17 protein-coding genes and 1 tRNA gene are annotated in these 19480 nt (G+C 55.0%); 8 read left to right on the top strand and 10 right to left on the bottom strand.

Going from position 1 to position 19480, the window contains the following annotated elements; translation table 11 throughout:
- Nucleotides 1–9: 9 nt before the first annotated feature.
- Nucleotides 10–978, bottom strand: a complete 969-nt coding sequence (locus tag AAFN47_RS11350; protein ID WP_499809343.1) for a TRAP transporter substrate-binding protein — start codon at nucleotides 976–978, stop codon at nucleotides 10–12.
- A gap of 36 nt (nucleotides 979–1014) precedes the next feature.
- The gene (locus AAFN47_RS11345) at nucleotides 1015–2298 is read right to left on the bottom strand and encodes a TRAP transporter large permease (protein ID WP_499809342.1); all 1284 of its coding nucleotides are present in this window, start codon (nucleotides 2296–2298) and stop codon (nucleotides 1015–1017) included.
- A gap of 87 nt (nucleotides 2299–2385) precedes the next feature.
- Between AAFN47_RS11345 and AAFN47_RS11340 the strand changes: the two genes are divergently transcribed.
- A complete protein-coding gene (locus AAFN47_RS11340; protein ID WP_499809341.1) occupies nucleotides 2386–3306 on the top strand; it encodes a LysR family transcriptional regulator in 921 nt (306 codons plus the stop codon).
- Nucleotides 3307–3569: 263 nt separating this feature from the next.
- Here AAFN47_RS11340 and AAFN47_RS11335 read toward each other — a convergent pair.
- Nucleotides 3570–3658, bottom strand: a tRNA-OTHER gene (locus AAFN47_RS11335).
- A 131-nt stretch (nucleotides 3659–3789) separates the two neighbouring features.
- On the opposite strand from AAFN47_RS11335, the gene AAFN47_RS11330 reads away from it, so the two are divergent.
- Nucleotides 3790–5025, top strand: a complete 1236-nt coding sequence (locus AAFN47_RS11330) for a tyrosine-type recombinase/integrase (RefSeq protein ID WP_499809340.1) — start codon at nucleotides 3790–3792, stop codon at nucleotides 5023–5025.
- An 18-nt stretch (nucleotides 5026–5043) separates the two neighbouring features.
- On the opposite strand, the gene AAFN47_RS11325 is transcribed toward AAFN47_RS11330, so the two are convergent.
- From AAFN47_RS11325 to AAFN47_RS11295, 7 genes are all read right to left on the bottom strand, one after another.
- A complete protein-coding gene (locus AAFN47_RS11325; protein ID WP_499809339.1) occupies nucleotides 5044–6957 on the bottom strand; it encodes a propionyl-CoA synthetase in 1914 nt (637 codons plus the stop codon).
- A 21-nt stretch (nucleotides 6958–6978) separates the two neighbouring features.
- Nucleotides 6979–8652 (bottom strand): hydantoinase B/oxoprolinase family protein, encoded by a 1674-nt coding sequence (locus AAFN47_RS11320; protein WP_499809338.1) that lies wholly within the window; start codon nucleotides 8650–8652, stop codon nucleotides 6979–6981.
- A gap of 4 nt (nucleotides 8653–8656) precedes the next feature.
- Nucleotides 8657–10753, bottom strand: a complete 2097-nt coding sequence (locus AAFN47_RS11315; RefSeq protein WP_499809337.1) for a hydantoinase/oxoprolinase family protein — start codon at nucleotides 10751–10753, stop codon at nucleotides 8657–8659.
- On the bottom strand, nucleotides 10750–11337 hold the full coding sequence (locus AAFN47_RS11310; protein WP_499809336.1) for a VOC family protein: 588 nt from the start codon (nucleotides 11335–11337) through the stop codon (nucleotides 10750–10752). The genes AAFN47_RS11315 and AAFN47_RS11310 overlap by 4 nt, the downstream gene beginning before the upstream one ends.
- 31 nt (nucleotides 11338–11368) lie before the next feature.
- Nucleotides 11369–12568 carry a CaiB/BaiF CoA transferase family protein gene (locus AAFN47_RS11305; RefSeq protein ID WP_499809335.1) on the bottom strand — a complete coding sequence of 400 codons (1200 nt, stop codon included), beginning with the start codon at nucleotides 12566–12568 and terminating at the stop codon, nucleotides 11369–11371.
- Nucleotides 12569–13300 carry an enoyl-CoA hydratase/isomerase family protein gene (locus AAFN47_RS11300; RefSeq protein ID WP_499809334.1) on the bottom strand — a complete coding sequence of 244 codons (732 nt, stop codon included), beginning with the start codon at nucleotides 13298–13300 and terminating at the stop codon, nucleotides 12569–12571.
- An 89-nt stretch (nucleotides 13301–13389) separates the two neighbouring features.
- On the bottom strand, nucleotides 13390–14082 hold the full coding sequence (locus AAFN47_RS11295) for a Crp/Fnr family transcriptional regulator (RefSeq protein ID WP_499809333.1): 693 nt from the start codon (nucleotides 14080–14082) through the stop codon (nucleotides 13390–13392).
- A gap of 157 nt (nucleotides 14083–14239) precedes the next feature.
- On the opposite strand from AAFN47_RS11295, the gene AAFN47_RS11290 reads away from it, so the two are divergent.
- From AAFN47_RS11290 to AAFN47_RS11265, 6 genes are all read left to right on the top strand, one after another.
- Nucleotides 14240–14686, top strand: a complete 447-nt coding sequence (locus tag AAFN47_RS11290; protein WP_499809332.1) for a Rid family hydrolase — start codon at nucleotides 14240–14242, stop codon at nucleotides 14684–14686.
- Between the two features lie 129 nt (nucleotides 14687–14815).
- On the top strand, nucleotides 14816–15748 hold the full coding sequence (locus tag AAFN47_RS11285) for a TRAP transporter substrate-binding protein (RefSeq protein ID WP_499809331.1): 933 nt from the start codon (nucleotides 14816–14818) through the stop codon (nucleotides 15746–15748).
- An 80-nt stretch (nucleotides 15749–15828) separates the two neighbouring features.
- Nucleotides 15829–16248 carry a TRAP transporter small permease gene (locus AAFN47_RS11280; protein WP_499809330.1) on the top strand — a complete coding sequence of 140 codons (420 nt, stop codon included), beginning with the start codon at nucleotides 15829–15831 and terminating at the stop codon, nucleotides 16246–16248.
- The gene (locus AAFN47_RS11275; RefSeq protein WP_499809329.1) at nucleotides 16249–17541 is read left to right on the top strand and encodes a TRAP transporter large permease; all 1293 of its coding nucleotides are present in this window, start codon (nucleotides 16249–16251) and stop codon (nucleotides 17539–17541) included.
- Nucleotides 17542–17566: 25 nt separating this feature from the next.
- Nucleotides 17567–18502 (top strand): LLM class flavin-dependent oxidoreductase, encoded by a 936-nt coding sequence (locus tag AAFN47_RS11270; protein WP_499809328.1) that lies wholly within the window; start codon nucleotides 17567–17569, stop codon nucleotides 18500–18502.
- Complete coding sequence (locus tag AAFN47_RS11265) at nucleotides 18499–19476, top strand: NADPH:quinone oxidoreductase family protein (protein WP_499809327.1); 978 nt, start codon at nucleotides 18499–18501, stop codon at nucleotides 19474–19476. The genes AAFN47_RS11270 and AAFN47_RS11265 overlap by 4 nt, the downstream gene beginning before the upstream one ends.
- Nucleotides 19477–19480: the final 4 nt, after the last annotated feature.

Below are 19480 nucleotides of genomic sequence, written 5' to 3'. Positions count from 1 at the left end.
GGGGAGGAGCTACTGCTCGCCGCGGGCGCTGAGCAGCTTGTCGAGGTCGTCCTGCGAAACGACATCCGTCCAAACAGCCTTGCTTGCTTCTACGAACTTCTCTCGTTCACCGGGCGCCAAGTCAGCAATGGTCACACCTTTGTCACTCAGTTGATTGATCGCGGATGCGGACCAGTCGGCAGCCCACTCGCGGTTCGCAGCTATACCCTTAGCGACGGCGTCGTCCACAACGCCACGTTCTTCGTCTGTCAGGCCTTCGTACCAATCCTGCGATGCCAATATCATCCGTGCCGAAACACCAGCATTCAGCGGCGTGTAGTGCTTTAGGATATCCGTATGTCCAAAAAGCAAGGCAGAAGCAGGCGGATTGAAATACCCGTCCGCGACACCGGTTTGCAGGGCGTTTGCGATTTCACCCCAATTGACGATCGTACCCGAAGCTCCCCAGGCTTCGAACATCTTAACCTGTTCGCCATCCTTGCCGCGCAGGCGAAGTTTCTTGACGTCTGAAAGCTCTTCGACATCGAGTTTTGAGTTGAAAAGGCCCGCTTGTCCGCCACGCATGGCGAAGCCGACCAAACGAACACCATGCGGTGTGAGTTCTGAATTAATGTCGTCCAGAAGGCCGCTGCCAAGCGCGCTGTCAAACTGCGCGTCATTGCTGAAGAAGAAGGGAAGATACAGTCCTTTGGTGATTGGTGAGAGGCTGAAAACAACTGCGGGATTCGCCATGTTCACTTGAATAAGCCCCTGAGATACCTGGTCGAATCGTTCATTTTCCTTTCCAAGCGTATTTGAAGGATGCACAACAGAACTCATGCTGTTCTCTTTCAGGTGATCCGCAAATGCCTTGATGAACACATACTCGCCGTTCTTTTCGATATCTTCGGTTCCCGACAGCGCAATCAACACATCGTCGGCGTAGCTTGATACCGGGACGAACAAAACCGCCAATGCAATCACTATTGATTTCAACATCTTCTTCTCCTTGTTACGAGTGAGTAGTTTCGCAATCTAGTCGACAAAACCGAGCGCTCTCGGTAGTGCAAGAGTGATATCCGGTACGAGGATAAGTAGAAGCAGGAGAGCAATCTCCGCTATGAGGAAGGGAATAACGGCACGGACCAGCCGCCAATAGTTCATACCCACAACCGTCGAGAGTATAAGCAGCACTCCACCGAGAGGTGGAGTAAGAAGACCGACAGTCAGATTGAATCCGACAACAATACCCATATGAGTCGGATCAACACCCAGAGCGATAGCGGGCGGGATGAGCAGCGGACCCAACAACGCAACAGCAGCCTTGACGTCCATGATCATTCCGGCTCCGAGAAAAACCACGTTCAGAACCAGAAGATATCCCGTTTTCCCAAGTCCCATTGCTTCGACCGACGATCCCAGCTTCTGCGGGATTTGAAGAAGGGACGAGAGATAACCAAACGTCGCAATTGCGATGAGAATTACAAATATTGCGCCTGTTAGGATAACTGTCCTTTGGATGGCGCCGACGACCTCGCCCATATTGAGCTTGCCGTACACTGCCCCGACCGCTCCCGCCGCTACTACCGCCATGCCCGCCGCTTCGGCCGGCGTCATGATTCCAAATAGAATCCCGCTCAGTATTATTACTGGAAGCGTAAGCGCAGGCAGTGCGACAGCAAGGGATTTCAGGAAAGGAGGAACCTCTGCATCTTTGCCTCCCGGATGCCCCTGCCTCATCGCAAAGATGGCATTTATCATCATCAGGACAATCGCGAGCAACAGGCCAGGGACGATTCCGGCAGCGAAGAGCGCGACAACCGATGTATTCATCAAAGCGCCATAGAAGATGAGAATGATGCTGGGCGGAATGATGGGGCCGATGATTGACGATGCAGCGGTCACGGCTGCCGCGTAGTCTCTTGTATAACCCTCTCGCTCCATAGCCGGAACGAGTGTGTTGCCCAAAGCAGCCGCATCGGCCGTTGCAGAACCGGAAACCCCGGCAAAAAAGACGCTGGTCAGGATATTTACATGACCCAGCCCGCCCTTGAATCTGCCCATGATCGACATGGAAAAGCGGATGAGGGCATCCGCAATTCCCCCTCTGTTCATCAGTTCGCCGACGAAAATGAACAGCGGCATTGCAAGGAATGCGAAGACGTCAAGTTGACTAAAAACACGCTGTGGCAGGGCTGCCAGGAAGCCGTCTTTTCCGGTTACCCAGAATCCAATTACCGAACTGGCGCCGATCAGGTAAGCGATCGCAGTCCCGGCGAACAACGCACATATCAGAAACAGGAACGTAATATTCAGCATTCTTATCTCCCGCAGTTATGTAGGAGCGTTTCTATCAATAGCGCAACATGCAATGTTTGACCTGTCTATAGCTATTCTCTATAGGATATGTCACTCACATTGCGAGGAAAAATGAACCTTCAACGGCTAAGCATATTTCGCTCGGTGTATGAGACCTTGAGCCTGAGCCAAACGGCGAGAAACATGCACTTGGCGCAACCGACAGTCAGCCGTCATCTTCGCATCTTCGAGGATGAGGTGGGTTTGGCCCTCTTCATTAACGAGAAGGGCCGCCTGAAAGCTACACGCGAAGCGGATGTGCTTTACTTCGAATCCGAAGGTACGTTTGAGAAGGTTGCCCAAATCGAGGCATCCCTGCATCAATTGAAAACGGGAAAGGGAGAGACAATACGAATAATGACGGTGCCTAGTCTGCTGGCATATCAGGTGCTTCCGAATGCAATTGCGGCCGTCAAGAAATACAATCCCGATGTTCATATCGAGGTTGATATCGGAGGAGGCGCCATGCAAACTCGTGCATTGCGCGAAGGAACAGCGCATGTTGGGCTCGCTGCGGGTGTCAGCGATACGGGAGACTTGGTTATTGAGAAGATTGGAGAAGGCGAGGTCATCGCTATAGTCCCCCGGGAGCACTCTCTTGCTGGCGCCTCGGAGTTTCCGTTAAAGGATTTGGCAAATATTGACTGCGTCTTGCCTTCAAGAAGAGGGCCTGTAGGCCGATTGTTTTTCGAGAAACTCCATCAACTTGGTGTGGAGCCAAGATACTTTGTAACCGCAGTGTCGCCTGCGATCGCGACCGGTTTGGTAACTACATTGAACTGTTGCGCGATTTCCGACAACTTCGCCTCAAGCCTGTTTTCCGGACACGAACTGGAATTGCTTCCACTCTCGGAGAAGGTACGATTCGATGTTCAACTCTTGATCAGCCCAAATCAAGTAATTCGATCATCACTCGATGCGTTTTTACGTGCACTCAAATATGAATTGTCGCGTGTTACCTCTCCATAGGCGACCTATACAAATGCGTTACGACAATTCACAGATAGCGGGACATGGTTTGAACCTGCGAACTTTGCGGTATTTTCGTACTCGAGCAACACTGAATTAGAATATACAATCTTTCAAAAAAGCTGTTGAAAAACTGGCAGCTGTCAGTTGCCGTAAATGGCTGAAATTTGATTTCCCGTGGTGACCAAGTGATGACCAAAAGAACGGCGGCCATTGACACGAAAAGTGAAATCATATTAATTCATTGATATTATTAATAATTCTGGCGCACCCGACAGGATTTGAACCTGTGACCTCTGCCTTCGGAGGGCTAAAGAAGTGGATTTTTGGAGATTTCCCAACGTTCCTCCACATTCTTTAATATACTGAATTTATTTAATTTTTGTCTCCCTAGATACCCTAACGTTCCTTGACGTTTCCGCGTCGGTGGTTACTATGTGGTTACTTTTTCAAAAAAGTAACCACCGATCTGGATCCTTTCGTATGCCTTACAAACTGGCGAAATCAGTCGTCGATCGTGCTCATCCTGGAGACCGTGACTACTTCCTGTGGGACAGCGACCTGAAGGGTTTCGGCATCAAGATCTCAAAGGGCGGCCGTAAAACTTATGTCTGCAAATATCGGGTCGGAGCTGGACGATCTGCTCCAACAAGACGCTACACGATTGGCGCACATGGATCTCCCTGGACTGTGGATCAAGCAAGAGCCGAGGCGCGGCGTATTCTTGGCAGAGCAGCAATTGGCGAAGATCCCGCTCAAGAAAAGCAGGACGAGAAGAAACAGATCACCGTTGCGCAACTTTGCGATCTTTATCTGGAACACGGTACCGGCACGAAAAAGGTTAGCACTGTAGCCACAGATCGCGGCCGTATCATCCGACATATCAAGCCACTGCTTGGCAAAAAGAAGGTGCGGGACATCAACCGCGCCGACGTTAAACGCTTTCTGCATGATGTGGCGAACGGCAAGACCTCGGCAGACATTAAGACCGGTTTGCGTGGCCGCGCAATCGTTCGAGGCGGGAAAGGTGCGGCGACGCGAACTGTCGGTCTGCTCGGCGGGATTTTCAGTTACGCCCTCGATTGCGGATTGATCGAGAAAAACCCCGTACACGGCGTCAAACGCTTTCCGGACAAAATGGGAGAGCGTTACCTGAGCCCGCAAGAGCTAGTGCGGCTCGGGCTGGCTTTGCAGGATGGATTGGCGTCAGGTCTCAATCCCCAGGCAATCGCTACCCTAAAATTGCTTGTGTTCACAGGAATGCGAAAGCGCGAGATCGAAATGCTACGGTGGAGCGAGGTCGATTTCGATCGCGGATACTTGAGGCTGGAAGACTCGAAAACGGGCCAGAAATCAGTTCCACTAAATGCACCAGCAAGGCAGGTAATCGCCGAGATCCCGAGAATGGCAGGAAACCCTTACGTATTCCCCGCTTTTCGAGGCGACGGCTTCTACGAGGGCACCCCGAAGGTCTGGAAGAAAATCAGGAAAATGGCCGAAATCGATGATGTCCGACTTCACGACTTGCGCCACAGCTTTGCAAGTATCGCCGTATCAGGCGGTGCCAGCCTGCCACTTATTGGATCCCTTCTTGGCCACAAGGATAACGCCACCACGCAACGCTATGCGCATTTGCATGACGACCCCGTGAAAGCAGCCAGCGAAAAGATCGGTGCAGAGATCGCAGCTTCTATGTTCCTTCATGCAAAACCGGCCTGAAAATGGAAGTTGCAGTTGCTAAACCTTACTTTGCAGAAGGCCGCGAGCTTTCAGGGCAGTCTTGATTTCATCCAGAACTGCCGGATCTTCAATTGCAGCCGGCAGCTTGTAGTCGGCATCTTCAGCGATCTTTTGCATTGTGGCGCGCAGGATCTTGCCTGAGCGCGTTTTTGGTAGTCGGGAGACCGGCACTACCGTACGAAACGAGGCTACGGCGCCGATCGTTTCGCGGACTGATTTTACAAGCTCTCGCTCGATTTCCTCGGGGTCACTCGTGGCGTTGTCGTTCATCACATAGAAGCCGAGCGGCAATTGACCCTTGGTCTCATCGGCGCGTCCGACTACGGCAGCCTCGGCAATGTCAGGATGCGCAGTGATTATCTCTTCCATCTGACCGGTCGACAGACGGTGGCCGGCCACATTGATTACGTCGTCTGTTCGCGCCATGATGAAAATGTAGCCATCTTCATCCATGAAACCTGCATCTGAAGTCGCGTAGTAACCGGGAAACTCTTCCAGATATGCCTTTCGAAACCGGGCCTCCGCATTCCATAGCGTTGGTGTCCCGCTTGGAGGCAATGGCAATTTGACGACGATGTTGCCCAGATCGCCCGGCGGAACGGTGCGGCCGTCGTCATCCAGCACCTGAATATCATAACCAGGCATCGGTAAGCCGGGAGATCCATATTTCACCGGAAGCGCACCGAGCCCCACCGGATTGCCGGACATCGCCCAACCCGTCTCGGTCTGCCACCAATGGTCAATGACCGGACAGCCCAGTTTTTCTTCGGCCCACCGGATCGTTGACGCGTCCGAGCGTTCACCGGCGAGAAACAGAGCACGAAAGGTGCTGAGGTCATGGCTGCCGATCAGCTTGCCGTCGGGATCCTGCTTCCGGATTGCGCGGAAGGCTGTCGGAGCGGTAAAAAGTGCATTCACTCTGTGGTCGGCAATAACGCGCCAGAAGGCCCCGGCATCGGGAGTCCCTACAGGTTTGCCTTCATACAGGACAGTAGTGCAGCCATGCAGAAGAGGCCCGTAACAAATGTATGAATGCCCGACGACCCAACCCACATCGGAAGCTGCCCAGAACACATCACCGGGAGCAACGCCGTAGTGATTCTCCATCGACCATTTGAGCGCAACCATGTGACCGCCATTGTCGCGCACAACACCTTTCGGCTGGCCGGTCGTACCTGAAGTATAGAGAATGTAGAGCGGATCAGTAGCGGCGACAGGCACACAGGCAACATACGCCTTGACATCGAGCGCAGCACCGACCTCATCAAGATAGTCGAAATCTCGGAGTGGTATCAGACTGCACCTTTGTCGTTCACGCTGCAATATAAGGCATTTCGGTGTCTCGCCACCCGCAATTTCGATGGCCTCGTCCAGAAGCTTCTTGTAGTCGACAAGATGTGTCGGTTCGATTCCGCAAGAAGCGGAAACGATGACCTTGGGTTCCGCATCGACGATTCTCGTGGCCAGTTCCGCAGCCGCAAAGCCACCAAAGACAACTGAATGTATAGCACCCAGTCGCGCGGTGGCCAGCATTGCTACGAGAGCCTCTGTCACCATCGGCATGTAGATGATTACACGGTCGCCCCTTTCGACGCCCATGCCCCGTAACACATGTGCCAAAGCATTCACGTGTTCGAGTAACTCGGCATAGGTCAGGCTATTAACCTCACCGGTCACCGGGCTGTCATAAACAATGGCGACCCGATTGCCGTTGCCCGCCTTCACATGCCGGTCGACGCAGTTCCAGCAGGTGTTGCAGCTCGCTCCATCGAACCAGCGGCCATATATTCCGGAATCAGGGTTGAAGACACGGTCGGCTGTTTTTATCCAGTCTATACCCTTGGCAACTTCTTCCCAAAACGCAGCCGGATCGGCTTTCCAGGTCGAGTAGACCTGCCGGTAAATGCTCATGTCGCCCCCTCAACTACGCCATCATTCGGAGACGCCGTAGACGTCGCGTGCACACTCATGCGAAATCATTCCTGAGCGGAGATCATCCAGAACCGACTGTCTGTCACGGTCCTTTGGGTCGCCCCACCCACCGCCACCCGGTGAAACAACAGTCAGAATACCTGCTTCCATGCTGGCCTCGCCATAGCTTGCAAGATCTTCGGAAGCCTCCCTCGTGGATCCGGCGGTGACCAGTCCAGCCTGCCCGGCGGTGCCTTTGACAACACCGAAGCCAGTTGGTGCGCCCACCCCTTCGCCACGGAGATTGTGGCGCGAAGCCGTAAGGAACTCGACAGAATATTCAACACCGCTGCCACCGCGGAACTGTCCTGCACCGGCGCTGTCAATACGGAACTGATGGCTGAGAAACCGTACGGGATAGATTTGTTCATAAGCCTCGAGGTTTGGCATTGTTATGGCCCCGAGGCTTTGCAACTGACCAATCTGATCGAACCCGTCACGACACGACATCGCGCCCGCACCCGGCTGAGCGGACATATGAAACAGCACGAAAAGACCGGATCCATCAGGACGCTGACCGGAGGACACCGGGTGACAGGGCTTGCCCCATCCGGCGGAAACCATCTCCGGAACCGCAGCTTCAAATGCACGCCAGCAGGCATGAACGATCTCGTATGTAGGATGGTGTGTACAGAACGTAAGCGGTGCCGGTTCTTTGGGATTGACCAGACTACCCTCGGGCGCAGAAATCCTGATCATCCGGTAACTGCCGCCATTCAGCGGAATCCGCCCGCCCAACAACGTTGCCACTGCAAGATAAACCGCAGAGCACGTATTGGTGTAAGAGCTGTTCTTGTAGGAATCTATCTGTGGGCCCGTTTCGGTGAAATCTACGTGTAGGTCGCTTCCATCGACGGTGATCGTTACGGCTATCGTGACCTCCGTGTCGCTGAACCCGTCGTTCAGCATGAGGTCCCTTCCGGTATAGCTGCCGTCAGGAATTTCCTCGATCCGCTTGCGCACCACCGCTTCGGCATAGTCGAGTACTGCACCACATAGCGGCTCGAACATATCGTAGCCGAACTCTTCGACAAGTTCGTTGATACGCCGCGATCCGACTCCCACAGCGCCGATCATTGCCTGAATATCGGCGGAAACCATTTCCGGGAAGCGCGTGTTGAGAGCTACCAGGTAGATCACGTCTCGACATTGCGTACCTGCCTTGACTATCTTTACCGGTGGAATGCGTATTCCTTCATGATAGATTTCGCGCGCATTAGGGTTGTAGGTGCCGGCCATGCCGCCGCCGATATCGACCTGATGGGCGCGACCGCAGACAAATGACAAGATCCGGCCATGGTCAAACACCGGCTGAATGACCGTAAAATCCGGCAGATGGTTCCCACCTGCTACATAGGGATCGTTCAGGAGAAATACGTCGCCGTCGGCGATCTCGTCTCGCCAATACTCAATAAGTCGTTCGACGGCAAAGCCCCCACCCCCGGTATGAATGGGCACACCATCGGCTTGCGATATCAGATTGCCGACACCATCGCAGACATAGCAGGAGAAATCGTGGCTCTGATTAAGGATCGGACTGCGCGAGGCGCGCTGCATAACAATTCCCATCTCGCGAGAGACGAAATTGAGCTTGCTCTCGAAGACCGAGATGTCGGTTGGATCAATCCCTTCCATGCCCTCAATTCTCCTTCACAGTCACGACATAATTTCCGAAGGAATCGACTCTTGCGAGATCGCCCCTATCAAGAAGTACAGAGGTGGTCCTTTCCTCGATCACCGCCGGGCCTTCGATACTGTCGCCGGGCTGCAGGGTCATGCCGTCGAAGACTTTCGTGTCCACTGGAGTATCCGACCATGCGAACCAGACCGGACGCTTGCCGGGGGCAGGCTTGATATCCTTGACAGGTGTGGCTTCGCGCCATTCGATTTTGTCGGTGTTGCCGACTGTAACAAACTGGATATTGATCAGTTCCACGGACTGATCGCGATGATCGTGGTGATAGAGTTTTTTGTGGCGGTCGTGAAACCGAACTGTAGCAGCATCCAGTGCGAATTGCGTCACCGGCAGATCCAGCGGTACGGAAATGTTCCAGACCTGTCCCACATAGCGCAGCTCCACTGAACAACGATGGCTTATCTTGTCCGTGGTGCAGCCACTTTCCAACAGTTCAGCAGATGCCTGACCTGCTTCGGTATCAAGTCGCTCCTGCAATTCTCCCGGCTCGATCTCACTGATGGGCCGGACGATGCTGATCACCTGATCGCGCTGGATATCGGATAGGAGCATGCCAACGGAACATGCAACAGAAGCCTGTAGCGGAATGTAGACTCCGGCCATGTCGAGCATGCGGCGGATTGCGCTAACATGCATGCCTGCGGCTCCTCCGGCCGAGACAAGCATGTATTTTCGCAGATCCAGTCCTCCTTCGGCCGCGACGATCCTCAGCGATGCGGCCATGTTTTCGTTTGCAATACGGATGATATCGAGGGCGCTCTGTTCAACCGAAACGCCCTGTTTTTTTGCAATTCCAACGTCAATCGCCTGGCGCGCCAGATGCATATCGAGCGGCATCTTCCCGGCCATGAACTGATCGCCGCTCAACCGGCCGAGGACCAGATTGGCGTCCGTTACTGTTGGCAGAATACCGCCCCGGCCATAACTGGACGGACCTGGCACCGATCCGGCACTGTCGGGTCCGACGCGCAGCAACCCACCTGGATCCACACGCGCGATGGTGCCTCCGCCAGTGCCAACGGTGCGAATATCGATCGATGGCACCACCATGTGGTAGCCCTCGATCGCGGTAACATCCTTGTGGTTAGCATTCTTTTGTTCGGTGACCAGGATGTCGATGCTCGTGCCGCCCATATCGAAGAAAACGACATCGTCCGCGCCGCTGATTTCAGCCCATGAGGCTGCCGCAGATCCACCCGCTGCGGGCCCTGACAGGACGGCGCGTACCGGTGCCGTCAACAGTGGCGCAACGCCGACCAAACCGCCGTTCGACTGCATTATCAGAGGTTCTTGTTGCAGACCGGCCTCACGCAGGGCAGTGACCAGCTGGGTCAGATAACGTGCGGTTTTCGGTCCCACGAATGCGTTGATCACAGTGGTCGAGGTACGTTCATACTCCCCGATCCGCGGGATCAGCTCTGTAGACACAGAAATGAAGTGATTTGGAAACGCCCTGCGCAGATAGTTGGCGACGATGGTTTCATTTTCGTGGTTGAGAAACGAATTGAACAGGCAAATGGCAATGGCCTCGACATCAGACGCCCTGATCTCCTCCGCCAGCCGATCAAGTTCATTCGCTCGTGGGGTGAGCAGAACATTTCCCTTTGAATCCACTCGTTCTTCGATGGTAAACCGATTCCAGCGTGGCACGAGTTCCTTTGGATGCGGGCGTCGGATATCCCACACATCCTCTCGAATACCCCGACGGATTGACAACGCGTCCCGAAATCCCCTTGTGGCAACGAGCGCTACATCCGCACCCTCCCGCTGAACCATGATATTTGTCGCGACGGTCGTCCCAAGCCCCAAAAACCGCGTTTGGGACAACAACGCCTCGCGCGATATACCACGTTCCTGGGCAGCGACATTCAAGGCATCGAACACACCCACAGATGGATCATCCGGCGTTGACAGCGCCTTGTGAAATGACAGCGACGGGCCGCTCTCGGTATCCTCGACGATCGAGAGATCAGTAAAGGTTCCGCCTACATCGATGCCAATTTTGTAACGCTTCGCTTCCGGCGTATTCGCTGGCGTCATTCGTGATAGATGCCTTCTTCGCGCCGTTGCTGAACGCCTTTCCAGATTTCTTCGCGTTTTTTCAGTATATCGCGCGCTTCATCCGCCCGCTTCAGGAGCGCTTCCCTGCTGGCTGTCATATAGGCCAGTTCAAGCCGTATTCCGTTCGGATCAAAGAAATAGATCGACTTGGAGCTGGAGTGGGTCGTCGGTCCGATGACCTCCACACCATGCTCCTCGAGACGTGCCTTTGCGTCGTGCAACGCCTGCTCGCTTTCGACGGTCAGAGCCAGGTGGTTTACCCAGCGAGGCGTGTCTGGTGCCGGTGTGTTTGCTTTGCCGTCGAACAGATCGAAGAAAGCAATAGAACTGCCGTCGGCCATCTCGAAAAACAGATGAAAATACGGGCAGTATTCTCCTGTCGACGGTACGTGATCGTGCCAGACAATACCGATAAGAGGCATATTGAGTATGTCTTCGTAAAAGTGCCGTGTCTCTTCGCTGTCACGGCAACGATAGGCAATATGGTTCAGCCCGGAGAGTTGCGGAAAGCTATCTTTTTCGACGTAACAGGCGGGTGTCTTCGTGATCGGCTTCGGTTCCATGTTTTCTCCTTTCAGACCCTGCGTAGGTGTTTCATTCAGCAGGTACAAACTGTTCGACGACTTTGGATCTCTCGAGTACGGCGATTTCATCTGCGGACAGATTGAGAACGTCTTGGAGGACTGTCCGAGTATCCTCGCCGACGCGTGGCGCCGGGCGGCGTATGCCGTGATCATCATCCCTGGTACGAAAGGTCGGTCCCAGCATTTTTGTCGGCCCAAGCCCCGGCTGATCGATCTCCTTCACCAGCGACAAATGTTTGATTTGCGGATCTTCGAACACTTCCGGAAACTCGTAGACCGGACCGGCTGCGATGGAATGACGAGTAAGGCGTTGAACCCACTCGTCGGTTGTTGCCTTTGCAATGTGTGCTTCCATCCGTGCTCGGAAGGCGTCGAAATTCTCAAGTCGGTCGGCATTCGTCTTGAAGCGCGGGTCGTTGAACATTTGCATATCATCGAGTTCTTCGCAGAGCGCCCGCCACTGTTTAGGGCTGGTCAGAACAATGGTTACAAGACCGTCTGATGTCGGGTAAACCTCGCCCGGCGTCACGCTGGGCGAGCGGTTGCCGAGGCGCTTTGGTGCAATACCTGATTCAAAGTAGTTTGCCACCGGATCGGGTAGCAGTCCCAATGTGGATGCGAGCAGGTTTACATCGATATACGCACCTTCGCCCTTCCGTTCGCGTCGTACCAGCGCTGCATTCACCGCGCCGATGGCCACGTTTGCGGCGGCAACATCCGCGAGTGATCCGGCGGGGCGGGTTGGAGGATCACCCGGCATGCCGGTAAGAGCCATGAATCCCGCCTGGCCGAGGGCTACAGAGTTGTATCCGCCGCGCCAGGAAAGTGGTCCGTCCTGCCCAAACCCGGTAATCGACAGGTACACAATGTCGTTTTTTACCGCTTTAACCTGCTCGTAGCCGATACCAAGTCGCTCCGCCGTGCCGGGAAGGAAATTTTCAATAACCACATCCGATTGAGCTGCGAGACTCAGCACCAGCTTGCAGCCCTCTTCAGTCTTAATATCAATGGCAATTCCGCGTTTGTTGCGGTTGAGAGCAGCAAACGAGGCTGTCATGCCGGTCTTGCCGCGGAGCCAGCGCAGATCGTCGCCGCGGCCCGGCCGTTCGACTTTGATCACATCGGCTCCCATGTCACCCAGCGTCGCAGCTACAAGTGGCCCGGCCAGTATACGCGACAGATCAAGAACCCGGATCCCCTCTAGAAACATCTAGCTGTCCTTTCTCGGCAAGATCGTTTCGATTACCGAAGCTGCCTCCGGTACGGCTGTGCGGGCAATATGGTCGATGCGGGATTTCATTTGCGCCAGCGGCAGGAACGGCTTTGCAAGAAGAAACTCGACATACTTGTGGACCTCTTCGTCGAGTTCGCCGCTGTCGACGACCTCGGTCAGCAATCCAATATCTTTGAGTGCGGTTGCATCATACCGCCGGCCACCAAGGACAATCTCCTTCGTACGGGCGGCTCCTATCAGGCGTACCATTCGCGTTGTCGTTCCTACCCCCAACAGAACACCGAGATCGACCTCGGGGATCCAGAACTGCGCCTGCCTGGCAGCATATCGAAAGTCGCAAGCCAGGGTCAGCCCCCAGCCGGCACCTATCGCATGACCGTTGATCTTTGCGACAGTGATCTGTTCGAGCTGTTCAAAGCTGCTCGTTGCCCGTTCGAAAAGGCGACGAAACTGTGATTTCGCTCCTTTGAAGGCCGTACGCTTTTCCTCCGCCGACGAGTCAGATTTTATTTTTGACTCCGCGCCCGCACTGAAGATGGGGGCGGTGGCCGAGAGTACTATTACCCGTGTGTCTTCATCATCGACAAAGCTTGCGATAGCGTCGTTAAGCTGGGTTAGTATCTCCTCGCCCAGAGCATTTCGCTTGTCCGGCCGATCCAGCCGGATTTCTGCCCATCCACTATTCCGCTTCACATTTATCTGAGCCAAATTCACCCTCGTTTGATGCTGGTGTTCGTCAACGCTTAGCGATTGAACGACCGCTATTCTGTCAGGTAGTTAACATTCTCACTCGCGGGTCAGTCGCAAACCAGGTCGCAGTATTTCTCGAGCCTCGACAGACTTGGAATGTGAATCTCCATTCGTCTTGATTCCAAGAGCCCCTCGCTTTGCAGGTGAGATATTGACTGTGATATCCACGGGCGAGAGGCGTTAGCAATTCTGGCTATGTCTTCCTTGCTGAGGTCGCGAATCATCGCCTGATCATTGTCCGGGCCATAGGCTTCATGCCGACCTAGCGTAAGCAATACCTTGATCAGCCGACCCATGGCGGAATGCAGCGCAAAATAGCTGGCCCGCGTTATCGCAGAGGCCGCGGTTTCAGCCATGGTTTTGGACATGGCGATGGCAAGGGTCGGATGCGCCTCCATCAAAGTCTCGAACCGAACTATGTCCACCATGTCGACCGTACATCTATCGATAGCTTCACACGACAAGACGCGCGGAATACTTGCAATACTGCTGATCAGTCCCAAGGTGGCACCCTCGGTCCAGATACCGGTAGTGATTTCGTGACCAGAGGCCGAGACCATGTAGGTCCGGGTCCGCCCCTTGCGCACAATAAAGAAGCATTTTCGTTTGTCGCCGAGGTGAAAGATACTCTCTCTTGGGCCAAACTCCTGTTTCTGTATCAGTCGCTGTGAGTCGATACCGCCAATCTCCGCCAGTTCGGTGAGGATTTTAACAATGTGCGCGTTTGAGTTCAGTGACATCCGGTTCTTGCCTTGCAGTCCCAACTCCTGGGGACTCGGCCAAGACCAGCAAGCAAATTTGACATCCCAATGTCAAGTAACTGACAGATAGGCTAACGCCGAGCACTATTTATAGGGTTACTGCGGCCCACTTGGCCCAAGAGCTGGGAGAACGACTTTGATCCGACAATCAATTACAACAATCAAAAATCCGACGCGCAATATCCCCGGTATTAAAGACACAGGTATACCGGCCGCCTTTTGCGATGCCGTCCGGGTCGATTTGCCGACGCATACGATTATTTACATCTCCGGGAAACTGGGCACAGACGAGGATGGCAACATCGTCAGCAACACGATGGAAGGTCAGTGCGAGAAAATACTGGAGAAACTGCGCGATGACCTCTCGCAGCAGGGTGCGACCCTGAATGATATTGTAAGGACACTGATTTTCGTCACAGAGCTGAACGAAGATACTCTCCGGGTTCTGCACGAGGTTCGCGGCCGCTTCTTCGATCACGACAAGTTTCCAGCCAGTACGCTCGTGCAATGCGGCAAGCTCGTGCGTCCAGGTAGTCTAATTGAAATCGAAGCAGAAGCGGTAATTGCCAACACCGCTCAATAACGCAGTATCAAATCGAATACGGAGAACACCATGTGGACAGGTATTAAGACCATCTTTGGCGTCTCGGCGCTCTTGTCAGGCTTAACGACGGCAGTCGTAGCGCAGGAATACGAACTCAAGGTGTCCAGCATGCTGCCGCCGGTCACTACGCATCACAATAAGGTACTGGTGCCATGGGCAGAAATGCTCGAAGAAAAATCTGATGGGCGCCTTAAAGTAACAATCTTTCCCGGCTCCTCGCTTTGCAAACCCACTGAGCAATATAATTGCGTGGAAGCGGGATTGGCCGACATCAGCTACGGCATTCCGGGCTGGTCGCCGAACAAGTTCCCGCGCACCTCCGTTCTCGAACTGCCGTTCCTTTTCAAAACCGCCGAAACCGGATCGCAAATGCTTGAGGAGTTGTGGGGTGAATACATCTCGGAAGATTATCCGGATGTGCAAATTCTGGCCATGAATGTGCATCCTTCTGGCCATATCCATACCAGCGAGACACCGGTGCGCAACATTGATGACCTCAAGGGGCTGAGAATCCGCGCACCTACCGCCGTCACCGGAGATATTATAGAAGGTCTCGGTGGCTCGAAGGTCGGATTGCCGTCATCGGAAATCTACCAGGCCATGTCTCAGGGCACAATTGATGGATTCGTTCTCAACCATGAAGGCGTCCTGGCCTTCAAGCTCAACGAAGTTACAAAGTACCACACCGAATTGTCCATGTACTCGACTGTGTTCGCAACCTTCATGAACAAACAGTCTCTCGCGAAACTTCCGGATGACCTGCAGAAGCTTGTAATCGAGAGTACAGCGCCAGGATCCGGATACTGGGCAGACATTGGAGCGATCTGGGACGGGAACGACCAAAATGCCCGCAATGCGCTGAGCGGTGATGGCCATGAAATCATCACGCTTTCGCCGGAAGAACGGGCAGAATGGCGGAAAATGGTCGAGGGAATGGACGAGACCTGGGTCTCAAACGCCGAGGCGAATGGCGTATCGAATGCCCGCGCTCTGCTCGAAGAGGCACGTGCACTCGCCGAACAGCACGGGGAAAGCAACTGAGCATTCCCACTGGAGTCCGAAAAGGAGGCGCCCGTATTTCGCGCCTCCTGGCATATCTGTCAGGCTCAATTTTTGTCGGATTGGCGCTGGCAATTGTGCTGAACACCATTGCTCGCAAACTGTTCGGCGGTGGATATTCAGGTATGGTAGAGCTCTCCGAACAGCTTCTTGCCGCCGCAATCTTTCTGTCACTTCCGCTGACCTTCCTGCGCGACGCGAATGTTTCTGTAGATCTGCTGACCAGCCGGCTGCCGACGACGGTGCAACGGACACTCTTTCTGATTGCCGCTGTCACCGGGTCGGTATTTCTTGTGTCGGTCGCATATTATCTCGGCCAACTCGCCCTTGATGCCTATCTCGGGCGCACGACGACACTGACGGCCCGCCTTCCTTTGGCGCCGTTCATGGCCTGTGCGGCAATCGGTGCACTGGCTGCGGCCGGCGCGGCACTTTTTCGGATGTTGCATGATACCGAAACTGGTCCCGGAGACCAAGACTGAATGGACGGACTCGCGGTTGCACTAAGCGGTTTTGCCGCACTCCTCGGCCTGATCTCGTTGAGGATCCCGATCGCTCTGGCAATGGCGATCACGGGTCTGGCCGGAACAGCCTATGTCTCGTCTGCCCAATCTGCAATCTACATCTTGCGCAACGCTCCTTTCGAGCGTGCCAGTTCCTACACCTTCCTCATCATTCCGCTATTTCTTCTGATGGGGTTTGTGTCGTCGCAGTCAGGTCTGAGCCAGAGCCTCTTCCGTGCGGCCAATGCCTGGTTAGGGCGACTGCGTGGCGGACTCGCCATGGCGACCGTATTTTCAAGCGCTGCCTTCGGTGCGATATGTGGTTCGTCAATCGCCACGGCGGCCGCCGTATCTGGCGTAGTGCTGCCTGAGATGAAGCGCTACCGCTATTCCGATGCGCTGGCTACGGGATCGATCGCGGCGGGCGGCACGCTAGGGATCATGATCCCTCCCTCAATTATCTTTGTCCTCTACGCCATCGTTACCGAAACCTCTCCAGGTAATCTTCTGCTGGCCGGCATCGTGCCTGGCATCATCGGCATGGCGCTGTTCATGCTTGCAATCGCCATATGGGTGCGCATCGATCCCGACATTGCGCCACCGGGCGAAGAGAGCGATCGGGATGACCGCCTGTCCAGCTTGCGGGACATGTGGCCGATCGTCTTGCTTTTTACTGTCGTGGTCGGATCCATCTATACAGGCCTCGCAACGCCGACAGAATCCGCAGCATTCGGCGCCATCGGCGCAATCACGATAGGGGTTCTGCGTCGAAAACTGTCGTGGATCGCGTTTCGGGACGCCATCACCCAGACAGTCGTGACGTCGGGGATGATCTTCTTCATCGTGATCGGCGCCGACATGTTCTCGTTTTTCGTGGCGCTGACCCAGATGCCGATGACGGTCGCCGCCTGGTTTACAGCCGCCGACTTGTCAGCCACGACCGTGCTGATGATCATATTCGTGATCTACCTGGCGTTGGGAGCGGTCATGGATGAAATTTCCATGCTCCTGCTCACGGTTCCGATTTTCTTTCCGCTGATTACCGCTCTGGGCATCGATCCGATCTGGTTTGGTGTAATGATCGTGGTAACCGTGCAACTTGGCATGATTACACCCCCTGTCGGGATCAACGTCTTCGTCATTGCAGGCATGGCGCCTGATGTTCCGATACAGACGATCTTTCGCGGCGTCGTGCCCTTCGTGCTTGCGCTCTTCTGCCTCACTGCGATCCTCTTCGCGTTTCCGTCCCTGCCGACGCTGATACTGCGATGACACCTGCATTTACAAGGGCCAATCCATGACAATAGAAATCGGCCTGCCGATCCCACAATCCTCGATGCAGGCCCTCGATATGGCCCGTCTACGAAACTATCTGATGAAGTCTGACGCTCTCGGTTTCGACAGTCTCTGGGTCACCGAACAGCTCTTCGGGCCAGGTCCAAGACTGGCTCCGGTGGCGCTTCTGAGCTTTGCCGCCGCTCTGACAAGCCGCGCAAAACTAGGAACCGGAATCCTGCAAATAGCACTGCGCAGTCCGGCTCTGCTGGCTAAAACCACCTCGACGCTCGATCATCTGTCCGGCGGACGGCTCATCATGGGCGTCGCTGCGGGAAGCGATCCCGCCTCCTACCGCGCTTGCGGACTGTCGTCCGAGAGGACCGGAGCGCAGCTCGAACAGGCCGTCGAACTCCTTAGGCGGTTCTGGACCGAAGACGGCGTGAGCCACGATGACGGGCGTCTTGAAATCCTAGACGCCTCGATCAATCCGAAACCAGTTCAAAAGCCGCATCCACCCATCTGGTTCGGTGGATCAAGCAGGATCGCGTTGAAACGCGCCGCGCGCCTAGGCACCGGCTGGATGGGCGCCGGTGCCGCCCCGAACGCTCGCTATCTTTCCGAGATGACGATGATGCGCGAACTCGCCGCTGAAGCCGGTCACGCACCGGGTGCCTTCAAGGTCGGCAAGAGGGTGTATATCGCGGTCGATTCCGACACGGCGCGAGCGCAGTTCCGGCTTAGGGAGTGGTTCGGTACGACCTATCCCGGACGTGATCCGTCCGCGGTGGATGTGTTGGCTGTATCCGGCAGGCCGGAGGACTGTCTTGATCAGCTTGGTTCTTTTCTGGAAAGCAAGCCTGATTACGTTGTACTCAATCCTGTCTTCGACGAACTGGAGCAGCTCGATGTAATAGCCGAAGCACTGGTGCCTGGTATCCGCGGGGCACGCAGATGAAAGCCATACGATGTAATGAATTTTCCGGGATTGATGCGCTTTCGATCGAGGATGTCGCGCCTGACAAATTGTTAGACAACCACCTCCGCGTGAAGGTGCATGCCGCAGGCATTAACTTTCCCGACAGCTTGATCGTCGCCGGCCGGTACCAGGTGAAACCGGAACTGCCCTTCACGCCCGGAATGGAACTATCCGGCGAAGTGGTGGAGGTCGGAAATGCGGTCGAGGGGTTTGCCGTGGGCGACCGGGTTTCTGCGGTCGTCACTTGGGGGGCCTTCGCGGAAGAAGCAGTCGTAGAGGCCGAACGTGCCTTTAAAATTCCCGAAGCACTGGACTGGAACATCGCCGCTGCCTTTCCCTTGGCCTACATGACCGCCTGGCACGGATTAATGAACCGTGCGGGAATGTCCGCAGGCGACAGGGTGCTGGTGCTGGGCGCTTCGGGCGGCGTCGGCCTCGCCGCACTCGATATCTGCCGCCATATCGCAGCACAGGCCATTGCCGCGGCTTCCAGCTTCGACAAGCTGAAGGTCTGTGCAGACTACGGTGCCCAACACCTGATCAACTACGCCGAACAAGACCTGCGGAGTGTCCTGAAAGAGCAGTTCGGCCGCGCCGGTCTTGATATCGTCTGTGACCCCGTCGGGGGCGATCATTTCGAGGCTGCGTTCCGTTCGCTCGGCTATGGCGGACGTCACCTCGTGATTGGATTTGCAGGTGGAGCCATTCCCAATCTGCCTGTCAACCTCGCCCTGCTTGGCGAACGCAATCTGATGGGCGTTTACTGGGCGGATTACGCCAACCGCAATCACGGTGCGCGTCCGGTGCTCGGCGCGAAGCTCGCTGGGCTAATTCTTGATGGCAAACTCGACCCAAAAATCGCTCGCATCGGCACCCTGGACGAAGCGGTCGAAATGCTGCACACCTTCAGCAAAAGGACGGCTGTCGGAAAGCTGGTCATTCGGTTTACGTAGCAAT

Source organism: Hoeflea sp. CAU 1731 (genome assembly GCF_039888615.1).
Taxonomy (GTDB): Bacteria; Pseudomonadota; Alphaproteobacteria; order Rhizobiales; family Rhizobiaceae; genus Flavimaribacter.
This window is presented reverse-complemented; position numbering and strand designations above follow the sequence as displayed.

Excerpts from the sequence above, each read along its gene's own strand:
- AAFN47_RS11270 (WP_499809328.1), top strand. The coding sequence starts at position 17,567 with ATGACAATAGAAATCGGCCTGCCGATCCCACAATCCTCGATGCAGGCC.
- AAFN47_RS11325 (WP_499809339.1), bottom strand. The coding sequence starts at position 6,957 with ATGAGCATTTACCGGCAGGTCTACTCGACCTGGAAAGCCGATCCGGCT.
- AAFN47_RS11345 (WP_499809342.1), bottom strand. The coding sequence starts at position 2,298 with ATGCTGAATATTACGTTCCTGTTTCTGATATGTGCGTTGTTCGCCGGG.
- AAFN47_RS11285 (WP_499809331.1), top strand. The coding sequence starts at position 14,816 with ATGCTGCCGCCGGTCACTACGCATCACAATAAGGTACTGGTGCCATGG.
- AAFN47_RS11350 (WP_499809343.1), bottom strand. The coding sequence starts at position 978 with ATGTTGAAATCAATAGTGATTGCATTGGCGGTTTTGTTCGTCCCGGTA.
- AAFN47_RS11295 (WP_499809333.1), bottom strand. The coding sequence starts at position 14,082 with ATGTCACTGAACTCAAACGCGCACATTGTTAAAATCCTCACCGAACTG.
- AAFN47_RS11275 (WP_499809329.1), top strand. The coding sequence starts at position 16,249 with ATGGACGGACTCGCGGTTGCACTAAGCGGTTTTGCCGCACTCCTCGGC.
- AAFN47_RS11265 (WP_499809327.1), top strand. The coding sequence starts at position 18,499 with ATGAAAGCCATACGATGTAATGAATTTTCCGGGATTGATGCGCTTTCG.
- AAFN47_RS11305 (WP_499809335.1), bottom strand. The coding sequence starts at position 12,568 with ATGTTTCTAGAGGGGATCCGGGTTCTTGATCTGTCGCGTATACTGGCC.
- AAFN47_RS11310 (WP_499809336.1), bottom strand. The coding sequence starts at position 11,337 with ATGGAACCGAAGCCGATCACGAAGACACCCGCCTGTTACGTCGAAAAA.
- AAFN47_RS11320 (WP_499809338.1), bottom strand. The coding sequence starts at position 8,652 with ATGGAAGGGATTGATCCAACCGACATCTCGGTCTTCGAGAGCAAGCTC.
- AAFN47_RS11315 (WP_499809337.1), bottom strand. The coding sequence starts at position 10,753 with ATGACGCCAGCGAATACGCCGGAAGCGAAGCGTTACAAAATTGGCATC.
- AAFN47_RS11330 (WP_499809340.1), top strand. The coding sequence starts at position 3,790 with ATGCCTTACAAACTGGCGAAATCAGTCGTCGATCGTGCTCATCCTGGA.
- AAFN47_RS11340 (WP_499809341.1), top strand. The coding sequence starts at position 2,386 with ATGTCACTCACATTGCGAGGAAAAATGAACCTTCAACGGCTAAGCATA.